The sequence below is a fragment of the Streptomyces sp. NPDC057280 genome (assembly GCF_042668605.1).
In the GTDB taxonomy this organism is placed as follows: domain Bacteria; phylum Actinomycetota; class Actinomycetes; order Streptomycetales; family Streptomycetaceae; genus Streptomyces.
In genome coordinates this window covers 1-18,657 of record NZ_JBHUYR010000017.1, presented here as the reverse complement: position 1 = coordinate 18,657, position 18,657 = coordinate 1, and the positions used below count along the sequence as shown (strand labels likewise).

Genomic DNA, 18,657 nt, shown 5'->3' with positions numbered 1-18,657 from the left:
CGCAAGGCAAAGGGTAGGGCTCCTAGTACGGTAGCAGCGCCAATCGCGCCAGATATTGCAGAAACGGCATCCCACCACATGACGAACCCCCCGTTCACCAGATTGCCAGAGACTTCCCCCTGCCGACTCGGAGGACACCATTCCCTAACCGTCGACCGATGTTCTTTACGATATTTTTCCGGACTTCACAGATCCATTCGCAAATCGAACTGTCATTCCCACCAGAAAGGTTGGGCTAAGATCGCAACTTCCCCTTCGGTCACGAGTAACGTGCACTCATGGCCCCGATCCCGTGGGGCAAGTTCCCCACTGTCGCAGAGCATCAACTGGCGCACCGTTGGCTGCAGTTCACAGCCAACATCGGGCGAGCGCCCAACACGATCGACGCGTACGGCCGCGCGGTCGAGGACCATCTGCAGTTCTGTGCAGCTGAAGATACGGATCCCTTGCTGGCCCGCGCGGACATCGTTGCCGCCTGGATCAGGAACATGTTGGACCGGCCCCGAACCGTCAGCCACACGTCGAAAGGGTCACGCCAAGGGGAGACGGGCCTGGCGAACGCGACCATCCAACAGCGCCTGGTCGCAGTCCGGTCCTTCTACGAGTACCTGGTGAAGACGGCCTGCGCGAACAGAACCCGGTCCGCCGGGGGCAGGCCGGACGCGGCGGCCGACGACCCCGTCAGGGCTTGGTACGGCACATCGAGCAAGCCCCGTGGATCCCCAACGAGGAAGTCTGGCAACGGATCCTAGCTGCCTGTGCAGCGGAATCGCTGCGCAACCAGCTGATGGTCACGCTCGCCTACGACGGCGCCCTGCGCCGCGAAGAGCTCGTCCAACTCGACGTCGAAGACTTCGAGCCCGCACACCGTCTCATCCACTTGCGGGCAGAGACCACCAAGTCCCAGAGGGCCCGGGAGGTGGCGTTCGGCAGTACCTCGTCGCAGCTGTTCGTGGCCTACCTCCGCGAACGTCGCGCACTGTTCGGCCGGATCGACGGGCCGCTGTTCCGGTCGGTGTCGAACCGCAACTACGGTGCGCCGCTGGGGCCTTCCAGCTGGTCGAAGACCGTCGAACACATCGCCCGAAGTGCCGGGGCCGCCAGGGTGTCCACCCACACGTTCCGGCATCTACGGCTGACCGACCTGGCCCGCGCCGACTGGACCCTTGACCAGATAGCCCAGTACGCCGGCCACCGCGATCTGGCGACCACCATGCGCTACATCCACCTGTCTGGCCGTGAGCTGGCCGCCCGTTTCTACCGCGCGAACACCACCATCCACGCTGACCGCGAGCGATTGCTCGCTGCACTGCTGGAGGAGCCATGAACCCAGCCGACACCGGCCAAGCTCACACCGCCACGATGGCACGTGAGGCCCTGTTCGAGCTGATGCGCCCGATCGACGACGCCGTACGCGAATGGCCCCGCAAGACCGGCCGCGCCGCACGCAACCGGGTACTCGACGCAGTACGAGCCCGCGGCCTCTCCTACCAGTCGCGGGACGAAGACACCTGGGCGGAGGTGTCGGCCGCGGCCGGCCCGGCCCGTCTGCACATCGCCGCCCTCGGACACCTCCTCGGCGGGCACCACCGCCTGCATCACACTGCCGGGATCAACCAGATGCACCGGCTCGCGGATCTGGTCTTCGGCCCCGGAGCGACCGGGCCCGCACTACGCGAGGTCGAGCAGACGCTGAGTTCCTGGCAGACCTCCCCGCACCTGCTGGAGTGGCAGGTCGGCAACGCGGTCCTCGACGCCCTCCTCAGCGCCGGAAGCCCTTGTCTGGAAGATCTCCCCGACACTCTGGTGCGCCAACTGGTGGCCGAGTACAACAACGTGGCCGGCCTCAACAGCCGACGCCGCGGCCTGATCAAGCTCTCCCGGGTGCTCGCGAGCAAGGGCACCATCCCCGCTCCGCTGCACAGCAACGAGGGCAAGGCCGGTCCCCGCTCCGACATGCTCTCCACCGTCCCGCTCCAATGGGCCGAATGGGCCCTGCGCTGGCGGAAGTTCTCCACGCATGAGCCCGGCACCATCCGCTCGATGTTCTCCGTCATCCTCATCGCCGGACGCTGGGCCGCGGAAAAGCACGCCGACGTCATCGCGCCGGATCAGTGGAGCCGGGACATGGCGGCCGAGTACGTCGCCGACACCATGCACGCCACCGTCGGCCAGTGGGCCGGACACAACCGCAACCGCAGCCGCTTCGGCCAGCCCATCTGTCCCGGCGGCCGGGCAGCGAGGATCGACAGCATCCGCGGGTTCTTCTGCGACCTCATCGAATGGGAATGGATCAAACCGCGCTTCGATCCGCGCCGCGTGATGAGCATGCCCCTGTCCCTGCGCGCCCAGATGGGACCGAACCCCAGGATCATCGACGACGCATCATGGGCCAAGCTCATGGCCGCCGGACTGACCCTGAACGCCGAGGATCTCAAGCCCTGTGGCTCCGGCAGGGCCCGCGAAGCCGGCTGGAAGGCCACCTACTATCCCGTCGAGATGGTCCGCGCGATGGTCGGCGTCTGGCTGTTCGGCGGCTGCCGCGTCGACGAGATCCGCCGCCTCGAACTGGACTGCGTCACCTGGGACCAGGCCACCGACGACACCACCGGCGAGCCCTTCACTATCTGCCTGCTGCACATCCCGCAGAACAAGACCTCCCGGCCGTTCAACAAGCCGGTCGACCCGATCGTTGGCCAGCTCATCGACGCCTGGAAACTCATCCGGCCGCCCCAGCCCGACCTGATCGACCGCAAGACCGGGCAGAAGCGACCGCACCTGTTCTGCCACCGCGGCCAGCTCGTCGGCAAGGACTACCTCAACCACAACATCATCCCCGTCCTCTTCCACAAGTCCGGCGTCCCGCAGGCCGACTCCCACGGCGCACTGACCAGCCACCGCGCCCGCGCCGCTATCGCCACCCAACTCCTCAACGCCCGCGAATCGTTGACCGTCAACGACCTGCAGCAATGGCTCGGACACAAACACCCCGCCAGCACCCGCTATTACGCCGAGATCCTGCGGCGCACCCTCACCGCCGCCTACAAGAAGGCCGACTACTTCGCCCGCAACGTCCGCACCATCCAGGTCCTCATCGACCGCGAGTCCATCCTCACAGGCGCCGCTGCCGACGGCGAACAGCCCTGGAAGTACTACGACCTGGGCGAGGGCTACTGCAGCTACGACTTCTTCGCCAAGTGCCCCCACCGGCTCGCCTGCGCCCGCTGCCCGTTCTACGTCCCCAAGCAGTCCGCCCGCGGACAACTCCTGGCGGTGAAGGACGGCATCGACCAGATGCTCGAACAGCTCAATCTGACCGACGACGAACGCGAGGCCCTCGAAGGAGACCGCGAGGCGGTCGGCACCCTGGCCGAACGACTCGCAGACACGCCTACTCCGGCAGGCCCAACCCCAAGAGAACTGGGAACCACCACCAGTTTCATTCCGCTGTCCCAGGTCTTTAATTCAACCCTGGAATATCAGGAGAACCGCTTCACGCAACCAAACGAGCAAGTAGGGCAAGCGCCGAAGAAGCAACAAAAGAACCCAGAGAATAATAGAAAAATCGCACAGATTTCCGCATCTGAGCATACCTTCGATGGTGAGCCCTAATCACGATCCAAAGTTCCGAGATCGCATGCTCAAGCGCATCGGTCACCCGAAGATCAAGCTGCGTCTGCCGAAAACCTGCGAGCGACGCCACATAACGGACCGTATCAGAATGACTGAAGGCGGGGGCGAACGATGTCGATTCGACTCCTTGGCGAACAGTCCAGCCGAACCGGTTGATCAAAGAGTCAGCGGCAAAAGCAACCGACAAGGCCGCAAAGATTAACGTGGATGCCGTCGCCACAAAAATCAGATAGAGAACCAATTTTGCCTGCGGAGCCGAGACGCTCACTGATACCGCAGCCACGCCAGCAGTAGTGAAGGCATTAGCACTTAGCAGAACAGCGGCACGATTTGCCACTGCCGAGCGCAGTTCATCGCATCGAACAATGTGCCACTGAATCAATGCCAGAAGTTCCTCAGGTGAAAATTTCCCTGCATCATTCCCCACATCGCCCCCCGGTTGACCGTGCCATTCTCCCACCGTTTCGTGATCCCTACACATCCGTTCGAACCCAACGCAACGAACCGCAAACGAGACCACGGAATTCCAGCCGGGCGTTCCCTCGATCAACACAGCTGCCTCATACGACCCTCCAATCTCAACCAGCAGAGAAGTTCTCCCCTGTCTCAATTCTCAATAACTTGTCGCTTCTCCGCCTCCATGGGCGCGCTGCCCGCCCACATGGAGCGCATGCGCGCCCACCCCGACATCACCGGTGAGGTGCTGCGCCTGGAGTACACGGCGATGAGCCTCAATCCGAACGCGAAGCTCTACGGCCGCAAGACCCTTCTGGAGATGTTCGACCCCACCCAGCCCCGCGACCGGGCGTGCCTGGAGGCGTTCGAGCGCGAGCTGGACATGCCGTGGGCGCTCTACCACGTGCGGCGCCTGTTCCTGGTCACAGAGGACAGCCGGCGTCAGCCGGTCAAGCGCTCCACCGAGCGCGTCGACCTCGGCCGCCCCCACCAGCTCGCCCAGCGGCTGATCACCGTCTCCGAGCGGCACGGCGTCGACGCCGAGCACGACCCGGTATACGGGCGCGCCCGGGCCTGGGTCCGGCCCCGCACCAAGGGCTGGCCGATGGCGGAGGAACTCTTCACCACCGCCCCCGCCCGCGTGATCGACAAGCAGGACCAGAACTTCGAGCAGCACTGGAACGACCTCATCTCGGGCTCCGCCGCGCAACTCCCCCTCGCCTGAACCGCACCTCACCACCACCTCCAGAAGGACATCCCGTGCGCGCATCCAATCCCTCAGCCCCTGTGCTTCCCCATCTCCCGCTTCTCCCCTCCGGAGCTGACGTACGGGCCGCCATGCAGGCCGGACTCCTGGCCTGCATGGCGACCCCGGCTCAGGGCAACGTGATCCCGCCCGGCGCCCGGTACGCGTGCGACAACGGCAAGTTCGGCAAGGGCTGGCCCGGCGAGCAGGCCTGGCTCGCCTGGCTGCAGGCGACCGTCGACCGCTACGGACCCGAGCTCTGCCTATGGTCAGTCGCCCCCGACGTCCCGATAGACGCCGCGGCCACCCTCGCCGAGTCTCTGCCCTGGCTGGGGCCCATCCGTGCCCTGGGGATCCCGGCCGCGTTCGCCGCCCAGGACAGCAGCGAGCACGGCCTCATCCCCAGGCCGAGCCCGTACTTCCAATCGATCCTCGTGCGCACCGCAACCGCCGTCCCACGGTCCGAGAGGTTCTCCGCGAACTGCAAGACCGACACCAGCGCCAACTGTCCTGGCGAGAAGCCCGGTCGGCCATCGGCCGGATACAGATGAGTGAAGTCCTCGTCAGCGAACACCACATCCAGCCGGTCCCGCATCAGCATGACCGGAGTCCCCCTCGGACATGCTGCCCACGCAGTGCAGACCGTCATCGGAGGAATCCGCTGAAAACTTGTCGGACGCATCGACACCGTCCACCGCCCCGAACCGAGGCCGCCCCGCCACAGACCAGCCAACCACCAAAAGCGACGACCGTCACCCCCTGCCAAGATTACCAACAGAGTCACGGCATTGCGCCTAGTAGGTGATGGGCCGACGTTCAACCGTCAGTTGCCTGGCAGCCATAGTGGTGACTGCGACCGGGCCTGTTCTGGCGGAAACTTTTTGACCAAGCGATAGAGGTTTTCAAAATATTCTTGCCAGCGATTCGTGTCCGGCAGGCCGCTCTGCACTCGCTTTTCTCGCTCTGCCCTAACAAGCGGCTCCAGCCCCTCCCATACAGATATGACCGATCCACCCAAATAGCCCGAGATTGGCTCGATGTCCACCACGCCGTGCGTGACCAAAGCGCCGAGGTTATCATAGAACCACGCCAGCTCTCGTATCAGACTCCGCTCGACCTCGGGCAATCCTTCCAATCCGGCGGACAAGTCCCAGACGGAAGATTTGTCGAATATGAGTTGCCGAGCCTGAGCTAGTCGCTCACCGCGATGCTCTCGGAAGAAATCCACGAGGACTGGCAGCGTGTTCGAATGTTCCGTAAGTTGCAACTGTCGTACAGAAACAATGCCAGAAGCAGCCAGCGCCACAACCGACACGATCAGCGCAGCGATCTCCATTCGTACCCCCCGGCTCCAACCGCTATTTCCCACTGATCCCCACACGGAGGCAAAAGTAATCCCCTACAAGTCCGGAAGGGGCCGATTTTTCATATTCAGCCCCTTCCACCGTTGGTTACTCGGCTTCGTCGCCCACCCACGTAATCCGCACCCGCTTGAGTCTCTTCAATCTGAACCGGCGTCCGCGCGCCTGGCTTCAGGCTGACGTGGACGATTGGGCCAGCTCAGTGCGGCTCTTCATCCCTGTACCGACGCCGCGGGCTCGCGTGGCGCATCTGCCTGACAGACACCGCGAAAAGCCACAGGCAAGCCATCGCCGTCGCCGCAGGCAAAGCGGTCCACCATATGAACCCAGTTAGGGCCAGGACGATGGCCGAGGCCGTTGCCGTCACAGTGAGTGTGCTATACGTGGCCACATTCCACGGCGCGGCTTCTCTGGTGAGATTCAGTCGGTCGTCCAGTATCCGCGCGGCCTCTTGTCGCATTGCTGTTCGCCGAACCTGACTCTCCCGATACGCCACGAACTCGGGATCCGGATCTCCATCTGGCCTTGGGGCCGCCGCCATCACGGAGCGCCGAACAGCAGAGAGGCGGCAAGCACGTTGGCCAGGGTCTTCATAAGATCGACATGAGCAGGAATGAAATCGGCGTACTCAGGAGCGTCTACGGTTAGCACCCCAAATCTCTTGCCATCAGCACGGACTGGAACCGCGATCACAGACTTGTAACCAATGCCCTGAGGGTTGATGATACTCGTATTGCCGGGCGTGCCATCTGCAAAGAATGAGGTACCACTGTTCAAAATGAAGTCCATGTGATGTCCACCCATACTACCAGCTGCCACCTTGATACTAGGTTCCGGAATTCTCCCCCTCTTGTCCACTCGAATGAAATCGCCGGCCGCATCCATCTCGTAGTAGGCGCTCCGCGCCCTCGGAAGACCGGTCGGGCCAGGTTCCGCTGTAAGAGCAACGGCCGCCTCCAGCACCGATCCGAGGATATTTGTACGGTAGCCATCCTCTTCCGAAGTGGGTAGAGCGCCTGGCGGGCGAGGATTGTTCGCAACGTAAGCCCTTGCCAGCTCACGTATCTGCTCACTTGCCGGAACGAGGTACATGTTGTAGGCAAGAGCCAGGTCCCCGGCGGCTTTGATTGCTTCTTGGCGGGTTTTCTGTCGGGCCGTCTCGGCGCGGCGGTTCTCATAGGCCGCCACTGCCACAACTGCCATTGCCACCAGCGCACCTGTAGCGGTCCAGGTCCACTTACTCCGCCCTTCCGCCCCATCGGCGACAATGGAGAGAACAAATACCCCTCCAGCAAGCAAACCGGACAGAACGAATAGACCTATCCGCTTCACGGCCTCTAACGTGTCAGCGTTCACCCACACCCCCGTGGTGATCGTAGTGAACCGAGACTCCGGTTCGCCGGAGTGTGGGAATTTTCATCTCTTGCCGACGGGGGTGATGTCGACTCAACGCCGCTTCACGGGATGGCCACAGCCACACGCAAGGTATCCGTCGCTGAACCGCGTCCGTGGCCGTGACTGACCTCCAACTCGTCGGCACGACGCTTACGATCACCGCTACCACGGTTGCGGAGACCGCTCCATGCCCCACTTGTGCGGCCAACTCCTGTCGTGTGCACGACCGGTACCGGCGCAGGCTCGCCGATGTCGCCGTCGGGGGACGTCCGGTGACGATCTATCTGACGGTCCGCCGGTTTCGGTGTGAGGCGTCGTCGTGTCCGCGCCGGACCTTCGCCAAGCAGGTCGAGGGACTGACGTTCCGATACGGGCGCCGCAGCCAGCTCCAGTAGGCCATGCTTGCGGTGATCGGGCGGCTCCTGGCCGGGCGGGCCGGGGCCCGCCTCGCCTCCGTCTTCGCCTCACCTGGATAGAGGTCGGCGATCCGTCGCATCGTCAGCCCAGGCAGATAGGCGACCGGGCAGCCCATGTCCCTCGCGACCGCCAGCGGCAGTGCCCCGATCGAAGCCGGCTGGTCGACCACGACCAGCACCGTTCCGTGCTTGGCCCGGAACTTGCTGAAGAGTTCGCGGAGCTTGGGCTCGGTGTTGGGCAGGCGTTTGTCGAACGCCTTCTTCCCTGCCGGTGTGACGGCGGTGGCGTGGTGTTCGCCCTTGCCGACGTCCAGGCCGAGGAAGACGTCGATGTCGCCGGTGTCGATCACGTGCAGGCCCCTCCATCACGCTTTCGTCCGGCCTGCCAGGGCACCGAGCTGCCACATCCACGTTACGGAGAACTCTTCCGGCTCGGGTGAAGCCGTAGTTCAAGCCCCTCATCAGCGGTCCGTCGATGCCTCCGGACCCGCTGACACCACCCCCAGGATCATCAACAACAGGAGGGGGAAGCTATGCCGGACCCGAAGGCCGGAGGCCCTCGCACGTCTGCTGACGGCACTGGGCCTGGCCCAGCAGCCACCTGTATGACTGCTCGTCTGTGCAGTGAACCTGCGCATGGTTCGCGCGGAGGCAGTCCGGAGTCTGCCGTGATCAGGACGACTTAGACGCCATTTCAGTTGGCGTGATCTTGCGGCAGTCTGGGGTGATGACTGCTGCGCTTGTCGAGCGGATGGCGCCGGAAGAGCTATGGGCGTTGTTCCAGCGGGTGGTGCCGTCGCGCCGGCACCCCACAGGGTGGAGGGCACCGTCGACGAGGGGACCGCGAGGTGCTGGCTGCCATCATCTTCGTGGCCACCTCGGGCTGCACCTGGAACCAACTGCCTCCAGGGTTCGGGCTGTCGGGCGTGACCGCCTTCCACCGGTTCACCGAGTGGACCGAGGCCAGGGTGTGGGCCAGGCTCCACCGCCTGGTCCTCGACGAACTCGGCGCCCGCGGAGGCCTGGACTGGTCGCGGTGCGCGATCGACTCCGTCAGCGTCCGGGCCCTCAAAGGAGGCAGCTGTCGGGACCGAATCCGACCGACCGCGGCAAGAAAGGATCGAAAATCCACCTCATCGTGGACCGCCGGGGCCTGCCGCTGCCGATCGGCATCTCCGCCGCCAACCTCCACGACAGCCAGGCCCTCATCCCACTGGTCCGCGGCATCCCACCCATCCGCTCACGACGCGGCCCACGGCGCCGACGGCCCGCCAAGCTCCACGGCGACAAGGGATACGACTACCGCCACCTGCGGCAATGGCTCGCCTCCCGCGGCATCAGGCACCGTCTTGCCCGCAAGGGCATCGAGTCGTCCCAGCGGCTGGGCCAGCACCGTTGGGTGGTGGAGCGGACCATGTCCTGGCTGTCCGGCTGCCGCCGCCTGCACCGCCGCTACGAGCGCAAGCCGGAACACTTCCTTGCCTTCACAGCCATCGCCGCGACCCTCATATGTCTCCGCCGACTGACCAAGTGAAATGACGTCCAAGCCTGGCGAGCACTGAGATGCTCAGCCGCGAGCAGGATTGAAAGACCCCCGTAACGCAGCCACGAACGCGGTATACGCGAACCGGGCCACCGCCCGGACGGTGAAGCGCCTGCCAGACTGCAACCTCTTCCACGAGAGCACCACGCACACAAGACTCCAGGAACAGCACGCCGAAGCCCAGCTCATCGCGCTCGGCGCCCTGGCCCCTCGGGCGGGCTGCGCCCCGGCGGTCCGGCACCGGGAGGCATTGGTCGCGGTCGGCGCCGGCGACGGCACCGCAAAGCGCACCACCCGCAGGGGACTCCAAGGCCCGCACGAGCGAGGCACGATCCTGTACAGGGCCGCCGGGTGCGACGGCTGCCGCTGACCACCATCACCCCGCCCAGCGCTGTTTTGGGGAGATACTTCTCATGACGATCACGACCACCCAGCGCATCCTCGACCTCACCCCAGCCGCCACCGGCCGCCCGCGCCGAGGACCTGCTGCTCCTGGACGACGTGAACGAGCTGTACCAGCAAGGCCTTCAGGATCTGCACCGGGCGGTAGCAAACCGTCTCGACGGACGGACCACCGCGGAGCTGCTGCTCGCCGCGGACGTCGCCAGCTTGCCGTGTGAGGCCGCGCAGGACCGCAAGAAGGTCATCCTGCTCTTGGCGCTGGCCGAGTAGGAGATGACGCCGGCCGCCATCGCGTACACCCAGATGGCCGAGGACGCCGCGCGGCGCGGCATCTGCCTGCTCCCCAACGAGTAGGCGGCACGCCGCCAGGGCGGCCGGCCGGCAAAAAGCGTTGAGCCGCGGGCTGGACCCCACCCTAAACCTTCTGCCATTATTTGCTTTGTGAGCCGGGTGGGCCGGCACACAGCTGACAAGAGGAAAGGCTGTGCCATGACCTCGCACCCTGAGCCTCGCCTGATCGACGCCGCACAGATCGCAGCCGAACAGGGCCTGACACCCGCCCGGATCAGCGGCCTGTACACCAGCCGCGAGCAGAACACGGCCGGCACGACCTTCCCCGAACCCGTCACCACCCGCGGCCGCGCCCGGCTGTGGGACCACGCCGAAGTCACCGAGTGGTTCACCCACCGCACACCCACCCGGCTGCACGGGTACAAGCCGCCCGCCCGCGACCCGCAGGAACTCCTCAACGCGGCAGAAGCCTCCAGGTTCCTCGGCTACAAGAACCCCAACCAGGTCACCACCTTCGTCCGCGACCACCCCGGCTACTTCCCCGAACCCGACGTCGTCGAAGAACTCGGCACCACCGACAACCCCTACCGCCGCCAGCAATGGCGCGTCCAGACCCTGCTGAACTGGCTGGAGACCAGACCCGGCCGCGGACGCCGAGCCGGTACCAAGCCGGCACCGCCCCTTCCCGAGGTTCCCGTGGACGGCGATCCCGACGAGTTGCTGGGCGCGAGTGAGGCGGCCGCCCTGCTCGGCTACAAAAGCCTCAGCTCCTTCTCCAGCAGTCTGTCCCAGGGCAACCTGCCGCTGCTCAAGACCACCGACGGCATCGCCGAGAACGCCGGTCGCCAAAACGGCCGCCGGCGCTGGACACGGCGGCGCATCCTCGAACAAGCCGAACAACGGTCCAGGAGGTAGGACCCGGCGGTGCACGGGACTGCGCGCACCGCGCCTGAACGCGGCCCCCAGTTGGGGTTGGTTCCTTGCGGGCCGGGGGTCGCACGACGGCCGGGACGGCGTGGCTTCGCCACCACACCCCGCCCCAGCCGATCCTGCTGCTGCGGACCGGGAACGGCCACCTTCTTCTTCCGACCATGACGCGAACGGCTCACAGTCCGTAGCCCTGACCACGACCCCGACCATGGCCCGACCACGAAGCCGTTGTTGAGCCGTGACCATGGTCGGGCTTCCGTGGTCAGGGGCACGGTCAGGGGCACCGGGTTGGCTGCCTCTATGGCCCGCTTCTCTTCAGATGAACCGGCTGCCGAACCGGCCCCCAGCCCTGCTGAACCCCTGCGCCTGCAAGTCCTCACCGCGCTCGCCCTGCACCGCATGGCCACCACCGGCCAACTACGGCAAATGCTCCGGCCCGACAGCCCCCGCCAACTCATCTCCCGCGTCCTCAACAAACTGCGCTCCGCAGGCTTCGTCGACCTCACCGTGCTGCAGGAACCAGACCGATCGCGCACGCACGCCTGGTACCTCACCCCCGACGGGGTACGGCTGACCCGTGACCTCCCCCTCCTGCGAGGACGGCCCCCCTACCGCATCACCTCAGCCACTGCAGCGTCACTGAAGACACCGCACACACTGTGTGTCGTCCGCGCCCACCTCCCCTTCGCAGCCGACGCCCGCCGGCTCGGACACGAACACGGGCCATGGGACTGGACCCCTGAAGTAGCCCACTCCATCGGCGAGGGCGAACGGCTCGTCGCCGACGCCGTCCTCCACTACACCCACATCGACAGCGAACACCGGCGCAAACTGCGCGGGTTCGTGGAAGTCGACCGCACCACCATGAGCAGTGAACGCCTGGCCGTGAAGCTGATCGAGTACGCCAGGCTGTTCCAGTACGAAGCCCAGTCAGTCGGCCGCCGCCGACCCGTCTCTACCGGCCCCACATGGCTGCGCTGGTATCCCGTCTTCCCCCGCGTGCTGTTCGTCCTCACCGGTGCGTCCCGAGCACGGCTGGAAGACCGCATCAGCGATCTGCAGGCCATGGCCGCCCAACACCCACTCGTTGCCGCCCTCGCCCGGGAGGTACCACTGGGGGCCGCTGTGCTGGAGGACATCGAGAAGCACGGCCCGACCGCACCGGTCTGGGTCCCCCTGCCCGGGGGCGAACCCCGCCCCTGGACCGAGCTGTAACCAGAACAACCCCACCTGCGGGCCGTGGCATGTCCGAACGGTTCACTTGGTAAGCCTCGCTGCTGTCAAAACGACAGCCACCGAGCGGACGACCACGAGGCACAATCCCCGTCGCAGTGACGGTTGCGGTCCACATGAGGCAACGCCGACTGAACGAAGCACAGCGGCGGGCCGGGCGGGCTGCTGCTTACTTGAAGGGCCGAGCTGTTGTCGTGAAAGAGGCCAGTAATCCCCAGGCGCAGTCCCGCACGTCAGGATGGGTTTCCTCTCGTGTGCGGGCTTCGAGCAGGGTACGTGCGCCGTCGGGCGCAGCCAGCGTGATGAGGTGTAGGAGCCGCTGCCGTACGGTCGAATCGGGGTCATCAGCGGTCGTGCGCCTCAGCGCGGTCCAGAACGCTGGGTCCGTTCCTTTCAGCCAAGCTTGCGCTTGGTAGGCGGCGAACCGGGTGTCCGGGTGGGTGTCGCGGCTGGCTTTCTCGACGCAGGCGGGGGTTTCGTCGTGGGTGGCCCAGCGCTGTGCGAGCGCTTCAACGGCCAGGCCACGGACGACGCTTTCGGGGTCCTCGGCGGCTTGCCGGACGACGAACAGGGTTTCCTCGCGCCAGCCCCAATGCTGCACGAGCGTTTCCACGGCGCAGGCGCGGACCAGACCGTTCGGGTCATTGGTGGCCTGCTTTACGAGGTGGAAGGTGTCCTCGTTCCGGGGGGCGTGCCGGGCGAGGTCCCGCAGGGCGGTGCTGCGGACCTGCGGGTCTGGCAGAGAGACAGCAAAGCGCATAAGTCCGGGCATATTGGTGGAGCCGTCAGCCGTGTGGGTTGTCGCCTGCAGGCTGGTGGCCCGCACTGTGGGATCGCTGTCGCATGCTGCCCGTACCGCCAGCACCGCACGGGTGTTGAGGTGATCGGGCCAGGCGTGGGCGAGGGCGGTCACGACGGTCCAGCGGACATAGGAGTCGGGGTCCTCGGCAGCACGGTGGGTCAGCAACGTGAGGACATCATCGCTGTGGCCCCAGTGGCCGGCCAACAGGGTCAGGATGGCTGCCCTTACAGCTGGGACCGGGTCGTTGGCCGCCCGATCAAGCAGGAGAGTGCGCGGCGTGTCGTCTTGAGCCGCCTCGTCTGCCAGGGCGTGCGCGGCAGCAATGCGGGCAGCGGGCTGGTCGGTAGTAACCGCTGCCAACAGCATGCGCCAGGCCGCTGTGCGTCCGCCCGTCAGCCGGGTGATGTGATGAAGGATCGCGATGCGGGCTGCGGGTGCGTAGGTGCGGTGGGCCAGGCGTAGGAGATCGTCGAGATCGTGTTGCAGAGCGCAGGCTGCTCGCGCTGGCTCGTCGCTGGCCTGGGTGAACTGGCCGATGAGCGAATACCAGCGCAGGTAGCGTTCGCGACCAGGCCACTGAGGGCTGAAAGAGGCCAGTGCGGGCAGGGCTTGGGCGAGCACGGGTTCGTGTTGTTGCCGCAATCGAGGTGTGAGAACTGTAATCGCGGCGTCGACTGCGGCGATGCTGGGACCGATCAAGGCACCTACAGCGGTGGTGGCGGCGAGTGCGCGCAGAGCCAGCACGGCGCTGTCGGCGGCGGTGAGGTCGCCGGATGCGCCCAGCGTGAGGAGGCGGTCTACCGCCCGGGATGCATCATGTTCTGAGAGCTGGCTGATGAGCAGCAACAGCGTCTCGTGCCAAGTGGAGTCCCCGGCCCGGCGCGCCACTACCTCTTCCAGAAGTTCCCCAAGGGTCCATTCTCGGTTCAAGTAGCGCTGACTGATGTCGGCTGCGGCCAGATACTCGAGGAAGGTCCGGTGCAGGAAGCCATAGGTTTCCGGCCCATTGCGCACCAAGATGGTGGCGCGCTCACGCAGTTGATTCAGCACTACTTCTGCTGCACTTCGTGCCAGTGGCAGGCTGGTCCCGAAGGCCTCCTGGAAGTATTCAGTCATCGAATTCAGCAGGCTGTCGCCGCCGATGATGTTGCCAGCCGCACCATGTGTGCCCTCCATCATCGCGCGGGCCACTCGCTGGAAAACCTCCCTGCGGTCTCGCGGTTCCAGGCTGTCCAGCATGTCTACGACAGGCTGCGGTAGGGAGCCCGAGGCGCTGGCCGTCTTCCACACATGCTGGCCGATTAGACGGTTGACCGCGTGCCGATACAGCCCTGCGCGGTCATGCGGGAGGCTGTGGTCCCCGTCCACGGTAGCCAGCATGGTCAGCAACAACGGATTGCCCGCCAGTTCCTGCAGTGCCGGCTGCGCGGCGAGCTCCTGTGCCCTCTGCCGTGCCATGTCTGGGCCGCTTCCTTCTTCATGGGCATACCAGCGGCGAAGGAACTCGTCGATGGCCGCCCGGTTGAAGTCAGCGATGGTGAAGTGGGCGAATCCGGCTTGGTCCAGTACCGCGCGCCGGTATCCGACGAGCCGCGAGGTCACAATGACCCGGACACTGGGCCAGCGTGAACTAAAGTCGGCGATGCGCTGCATCATGTCGGTACGAAGCTCCGGGTGGAAGATCTCGTCCAGGCCATCGAAGATGACCACGGCGTGGCCCTGAGCTAACACGACGTGGAGCACATCGTCGTGCAGTCCAAGCCCTTCGACTTCATGACGGCGGACCAGGTACCGCTCGATGGTCGACCGATCCTCGTGATCGGGCCGGTAGGCACTTAACTCGACTACGAACGGCACGCATTCGCTCAGCGCTGCCAGCCTGCCGGCCGCTCCGCCGTCACGAGCCAGCTCCACCGCCAGGTAACGCGTCAGGGTGGACTTGCCCGAACCAGGGTCTCCCAGGACCACCACACGCTCGTGGCGGGGGTCGGACAGTACTTCCAGCGCGTCGTGATCGGTGTCGGCCGCCTGGCTGGACAGCCGGGCCAGCATGCGGGCTGTGTCTTCCTGCAAGTCGCTGACGTCCACTTGCGCTGGTGGTGGGTCGGCATGCAGGCGAGGCGCGATGAAGGCCTCAGGCAGACGGACCGGTGCTTGTGTCTCCGGCACCGCCAGGGAGGTGAGTGGGTCCAGGGGGAGGGTGCTGTAGTACTGGCGCAGCCGTTGCTTGTACTCGGTGATGGCCTGATAGGTGCGCTGATCGAGACCGCCGTTCCCGTCGCTGCTTTTACCCTCGGCCAGGGCTGCCCGGCGCAGCGTCAGCAGGGGGACCGCATCAAGACCAAGGGCAATGGCCAGCTTCCGCACCGTCGTGTCCGAGGGGACCTGCATGGAAGTGGTGCTCAATGCCTGATTGACCGCGGTGCGGCCCAATCCGGCTCGGTGGGCCAACACTGCCTGCGTGGGGTAGCGCTTGGCGACCTGGGCGGCTTTGAGGCGTTCACGGAGTTCGGAAAGCGCCTTCTGCTGTGGTGTGCCCGGCACTTCCCGCTCCTCCGCTTGGACTGCCCGCTTCTGGCGGCCTGTTCACCCCTGTTCATTTTGGTTCACCGAACCACAGCGAACAGCAACTACGCGAAGTTCGGCCTCGGCATACCCCGCCCCCTGTCATGAAAGGGAGATCCTGCCGTGTCCGACCACACCGCCATCGTTCTGCTCACCTGCGCTCTCTCCGTCGTCATCGCCCTCATGTGCGGTACGGCAGCCGGTTATCTGGCCCGACGTGACGGCGCTAGTTACCCCGCAGTCTGTGCCCGGGCCGCCTCCACCGCTGCGCGCGCTGTTGCCCTGGCGGCCGCGATTGCTGGTGCGCTGGCCGTGCTGCGGCGTTGAACCCGCCTCTTCCAGCCCTGTCGGCGGGCTCTCGCAAGCCGCGAGGCGCCGGGCCAGCGCATGCGGGCGTCCGGCCTCCGTTGCACCACGGCAGCGAGCGGCTCCAAGCACCCCGCTGGAAGCCACCCCCTCTGCGGGCTCCCGACCGACATCAACTCCCCCAGCGCGGCCTCGACCGGGAACTGCTCGTTGTCCACCAGCACGGCGGACAAGGCGAAAGGCGTCACGCCTTAAGCCTGCCCGGCAACTGGCCCATCCGCGAGCAGTCATCCCGAACTTCGACTGGTCCGGCCTTCGAAGGAAGACCAGGGCCACCTGCGTGGCTTCGCCTGCCTCTCCGGTCGCCCGGGTGAAGGCTGCCGTGCGGTCCATGGCTGCGTACGCCCAGGCTTCACGGGTGTGGAGCATGGCGGCCACGCGCGGACGATCGAACCGGAAGTTGGCCCTATGGACGCCACCAACCCCGGCCCGCTCGCCCCCAAGGTCCTCGAACGAGAGGCCCGCCCCGGGCCCTCGACCTGTCCAGGGCTGGGAACCCGGGGCGGGAGTCGGGGACCCGTGCCGCCGGAGCTTGAGGACGTCTCGAAGTGGTCGCACAGTGCCAGGACCGAGCGCGCGAGCCGGACCTTTGGAAGGCGGCCCACAAGGCGGGCCGGACGTGGGTGAGGTTGGAGTACACCTCGATCCTCAGGCCGAGGTCGAGCCTGGGCTGAGCGGAGCCGGTCCAGGCAGAGGGTTCGTGCTCCCCGAGCAATCCAGCCCGCTCGATCTCCAACAGTCGGCCTCTCTCTCCCTCGACGGCGAGATCGTCCTGTCGGACGCGAACGGACTGCCCCTCCTCCTCGGCGTCCCGGCCGGCAACACACACGACAGCGAAGGGCTGAAACCCACGGTCGAGGGTCACCAAACGAGACACGACCCCCACCGCGGCCGCCACTTCAAACCCCAGCGCCTCCACGCGGACAAAGCCTACGATCACGCTGACCTGCGGAAATGATTACGCGGCAAACGCATCGAAGTGCGGATCGCGCGCAAAGGCATCGAGTCCAGCGAACGATTGGGCCGCCGACGCTGGGTCATCGAGCGGACGATGTCATGGCTGTCCGGCCTTCGACGCCTGAGCCGTCGCTACGAACGCGATCCCCGCAACTACCTGGCCCTTCTCGGGCTCGCCGCTGCCCTGTGCTGCTACAAACGACTCATCCGCCTCACCACGTAGGACACGGTCTTAAAGAGCGGCGTGCCGTGCACGGGGCAGCGATAGCCACATGCGAGCGGGCCCGCGACCGTCACCGGCAGGCTCAGCACCGGGCCGCCGCCGAGGAGAAGCTGCTGCAGACGCGCGAAGATCTGCCAGCGGCCGACCGAGAACAGCACCAGGCCGAGGAAGGGCTCGGGCAGACCGCGGATGCGCCCGCCCGGGCCGAACAGGAAGCACGCGCGGCCACGGCAGAAGCCGACCGTCTCACCCGGTCCGCCGCCGCGATGACATGGGTCCTGCCGGAGCCGATGCTCGCCGCGCCGACGTACCGCCCCGATCGACCACCCAACGGGACCGCCCTTGACGGCGCTACGTCACCTGTCGCGCCGTCTCAGCCGCCCCGTGTCACCTGTGATTGCCAGGCGGGACGCGTCTACAGCGCGGCAAGAAGGACCAGGAGGGCGATGATCCCGAAGATGATGAGCGGTCCCCACCACGGGCCCTGTACTCGGGGGCGTGGGTCGCGGGTATAGCGGCCGCGGTGATCCCGAAGCTGATACCGGCGGACCGCCCGGCCGACAGGGCGGCGGTATCTCGGACGGCGTCTCATGCCGGGAGTCTTCCAGTGGCCGGCTACATTCCGGGCCGGAATGGGCTGATCCAGGTTCGGTATAAAAGACGGGTCGGCGGTGAGTGCTGGAGTGTTGGTGTGGGAGGCGGGACGCCTGGCCTTCAAGCACTTCCAGGGCCGCCTGGGCCGTCGCGGCCCAGGTGACATCCGGCTCGCCGCGGCGCAGCCGGCTCACTCCATCGCCTTCGATCTGTGGCCGGGACACGGCTGTGCCCGCCAAGACGGGGGAGCCTGACGGGCACACGGCCAGTCTGACACCAGAGCGTCCGCTGCGCGCAGTGAACCGCTCACTCGGCCCCACTCTCCCTCCGAGGAAGGCCTTCGTACGGCGCGCCCACCTCGCCCCGGGCCGGAGCACCTCGCCCAGTCGGTCGGCAGAAGCCAGTGGATAGTGGAGCGGGAAATGCCGCTGACCGTTTGGGAGCCGGTCTGATGCGCGCTGTGGTGACCGCCCACGTGATCCGTCGGCCTGAAGCTCGCGGACCGCGGCCCGCCGGCCTGAAGCTCGCGGGCCGCGGCCCATGCGGCTCGCACGCACCATCGGACTGTGCCGACGGCCTCCGTGTGGGGGCTCGGCCGGGCAGGGAGAAATTTTCTCGGATCGCGTAAGAAGGGGGGCGGGCCGGCCCTATAAGAGGTCCTAACAAAGGCGTTGGACGTGGCGGTGTGTGATGAGGCAGGTGGCGATGCCGAGGAAGGCTTCGTGGATGTCGTCTCGTCTCTCCC

15 protein-coding genes and 5 pseudogenes are annotated in these 18,657 nt (G+C 66.0%); 13 read left to right on the top strand and 7 right to left on the bottom strand.

What is annotated here, in order from left to right; genetic code table 11:
- The first annotated feature begins 278 nt into the window (after nt 1–278).
- The 3 genes from ACFUO4_RS43910 to ACFUO4_RS43900 are packed head-to-tail and all read left to right on the top strand — an operon-like array spanning nt 279 to nt 3,612.
- On the top strand, nt 279–752 hold the full coding sequence (locus tag ACFUO4_RS43910) for a site-specific integrase (RefSeq protein WP_383496418.1): 474 nt from the start codon (nt 279–281) through the stop codon (nt 750–752).
- Between the two features lie 35 nt (nt 753–787).
- Nucleotides 788–1,327 (top strand): site-specific integrase, encoded by a 540-nt coding sequence (locus ACFUO4_RS43905; protein WP_383496415.1) that lies wholly within the window; start codon nt 788–790, stop codon nt 1,325–1,327.
- The gene (locus ACFUO4_RS43900) at nt 1,324–3,612 is read left to right on the top strand and encodes a tyrosine-type recombinase/integrase (RefSeq protein ID WP_383496412.1); all 2,289 of its coding nucleotides are present in this window, start codon (nt 1,324–1,326) and stop codon (nt 3,610–3,612) included. Before ACFUO4_RS43905 ends, ACFUO4_RS43900 begins: the two co-directional genes overlap by 4 nt.
- On the opposite strand, the gene ACFUO4_RS43895 is transcribed toward ACFUO4_RS43900, so the two are convergent.
- Nucleotides 3,494–4,093, bottom strand: coding sequence for a hypothetical protein (locus ACFUO4_RS43895; RefSeq protein WP_383496409.1), 600 nt, complete (start codon nt 4,091–4,093; stop codon nt 3,494–3,496). The genes ACFUO4_RS43900 and ACFUO4_RS43895 overlap by 119 nt on opposite strands.
- A 180-nt stretch (nt 4,094–4,273) precedes the next feature.
- Here ACFUO4_RS43895 and ACFUO4_RS43890 point away from each other — a divergent pair, with 180 nt between their 5' ends.
- Together ACFUO4_RS43890 and ACFUO4_RS43885 are read left to right on the top strand one after the other, a co-directional pair.
- Nucleotides 4,274–4,813 carry a hypothetical protein gene (locus tag ACFUO4_RS43890; protein ID WP_383496406.1) on the top strand — a complete coding sequence of 180 codons (540 nt, stop codon included), beginning with the start codon at nt 4,274–4,276 and terminating at the stop codon, nt 4,811–4,813.
- Between the two features lie 137 nt (nt 4,814–4,950).
- A pseudogene (locus ACFUO4_RS43885) lies at nt 4,951–5,238 on the top strand (hypothetical protein); the annotation flags it as partial.
- A 53-nt stretch (nt 5,239–5,291) separates the two neighbouring features.
- Here ACFUO4_RS43885 and ACFUO4_RS43880 read toward each other — a convergent pair.
- From ACFUO4_RS43880 to ACFUO4_RS43870, 3 genes and pseudogenes are all read right to left on the bottom strand, one after another.
- A pseudogene (locus ACFUO4_RS43880) lies at nt 5,292–5,429 on the bottom strand (hypothetical protein); the annotation flags it as partial.
- Nucleotides 5,430–5,657: 228 nt separating this feature from the next.
- Nucleotides 5,658–6,170 carry a hypothetical protein gene (locus ACFUO4_RS43875; RefSeq protein WP_383496403.1) on the bottom strand — a complete coding sequence of 171 codons (513 nt, stop codon included), beginning with the start codon at nt 6,168–6,170 and terminating at the stop codon, nt 5,658–5,660.
- A gap of 565 nt (nt 6,171–6,735) precedes the next feature.
- Nucleotides 6,736–7,551 carry a GAF domain-containing protein gene (locus ACFUO4_RS43870; RefSeq protein ID WP_383496400.1) on the bottom strand — a complete coding sequence of 272 codons (816 nt, stop codon included), beginning with the start codon at nt 7,549–7,551 and terminating at the stop codon, nt 6,736–6,738.
- A gap of 152 nt (nt 7,552–7,703) precedes the next feature.
- On the opposite strand from ACFUO4_RS43870, the gene ACFUO4_RS43865 reads away from it, so the two are divergent.
- The gene (locus ACFUO4_RS43865) at nt 7,704–7,985 is read left to right on the top strand and encodes a transposase family protein (protein WP_383496397.1); all 282 of its coding nucleotides are present in this window, start codon (nt 7,704–7,706) and stop codon (nt 7,983–7,985) included.
- Between the two features lie 11 nt (nt 7,986–7,996).
- Here ACFUO4_RS43865 and ACFUO4_RS43860 read toward each other — a convergent pair.
- Nucleotides 7,997–8,353, bottom strand: a pseudogene (locus tag ACFUO4_RS43860) (IS110 family transposase); the annotation flags it as partial.
- 380 nt (nt 8,354–8,733) lie between these two features.
- Between ACFUO4_RS43860 and ACFUO4_RS43855 the strand changes: the two are divergent.
- From ACFUO4_RS43855 to ACFUO4_RS43835, 5 genes and pseudogenes are all read left to right on the top strand, one after another.
- Nucleotides 8,734–9,540, top strand: a pseudogene (locus tag ACFUO4_RS43855) (IS5 family transposase).
- Between the two features lie 112 nt (nt 9,541–9,652).
- Nucleotides 9,653–9,919 carry a hypothetical protein gene (locus ACFUO4_RS43850; RefSeq protein WP_383496394.1) on the top strand — a complete coding sequence of 89 codons (267 nt, stop codon included), beginning with the start codon at nt 9,653–9,655 and terminating at the stop codon, nt 9,917–9,919.
- A gap of 131 nt (nt 9,920–10,050) precedes the next feature.
- Nucleotides 10,051–10,221, top strand: a complete 171-nt coding sequence (locus ACFUO4_RS43845; protein WP_383496391.1) for a hypothetical protein — start codon at nt 10,051–10,053, stop codon at nt 10,219–10,221.
- Between the two features lie 219 nt (nt 10,222–10,440).
- A complete protein-coding gene (locus ACFUO4_RS43840; RefSeq protein WP_383496388.1) occupies nt 10,441–11,157 on the top strand; it encodes a hypothetical protein in 717 nt (238 codons plus the stop codon).
- A gap of 315 nt (nt 11,158–11,472) precedes the next feature.
- On the top strand, nt 11,473–12,387 hold the full coding sequence (locus ACFUO4_RS43835) for a replication-relaxation family protein (protein ID WP_383496385.1): 915 nt from the start codon (nt 11,473–11,475) through the stop codon (nt 12,385–12,387).
- Nucleotides 12,388–12,574: 187 nt separating this feature from the next.
- On the opposite strand, the gene ACFUO4_RS43830 is transcribed toward ACFUO4_RS43835, so the two are convergent.
- Nucleotides 12,575–15,751 carry an NACHT domain-containing protein gene (locus ACFUO4_RS43830; RefSeq protein WP_383496383.1) on the bottom strand — a complete coding sequence of 1,059 codons (3,177 nt, stop codon included), beginning with the start codon at nt 15,749–15,751 and terminating at the stop codon, nt 12,575–12,577.
- 144 nt (nt 15,752–15,895) lie between these two features.
- Between ACFUO4_RS43830 and ACFUO4_RS43825 the strand changes: the two genes are divergently transcribed.
- Nucleotides 15,896–16,099: a hypothetical protein gene (locus ACFUO4_RS43825; protein WP_383496380.1), complete on the top strand. Its 204-nt coding sequence runs from the start codon at nt 15,896–15,898 to the stop codon at nt 16,097–16,099.
- Nucleotides 16,100–16,907: 808 nt separating this feature from the next.
- A pseudogene (locus ACFUO4_RS43820) lies at nt 16,908–17,318 on the top strand (transposase); the annotation flags it as partial.
- On the opposite strand, the gene ACFUO4_RS43815 reads toward ACFUO4_RS43820, so the two are convergent.
- On the bottom strand, nt 17,288–17,476 hold the full coding sequence (locus ACFUO4_RS43815) for a hypothetical protein (protein ID WP_383496377.1): 189 nt from the start codon (nt 17,474–17,476) through the stop codon (nt 17,288–17,290). The pseudogene ACFUO4_RS43820 and the gene ACFUO4_RS43815 overlap by 31 nt on opposite strands.
- Between the last annotated feature and the right edge of the window lie 1,181 nt (nt 17,477–18,657).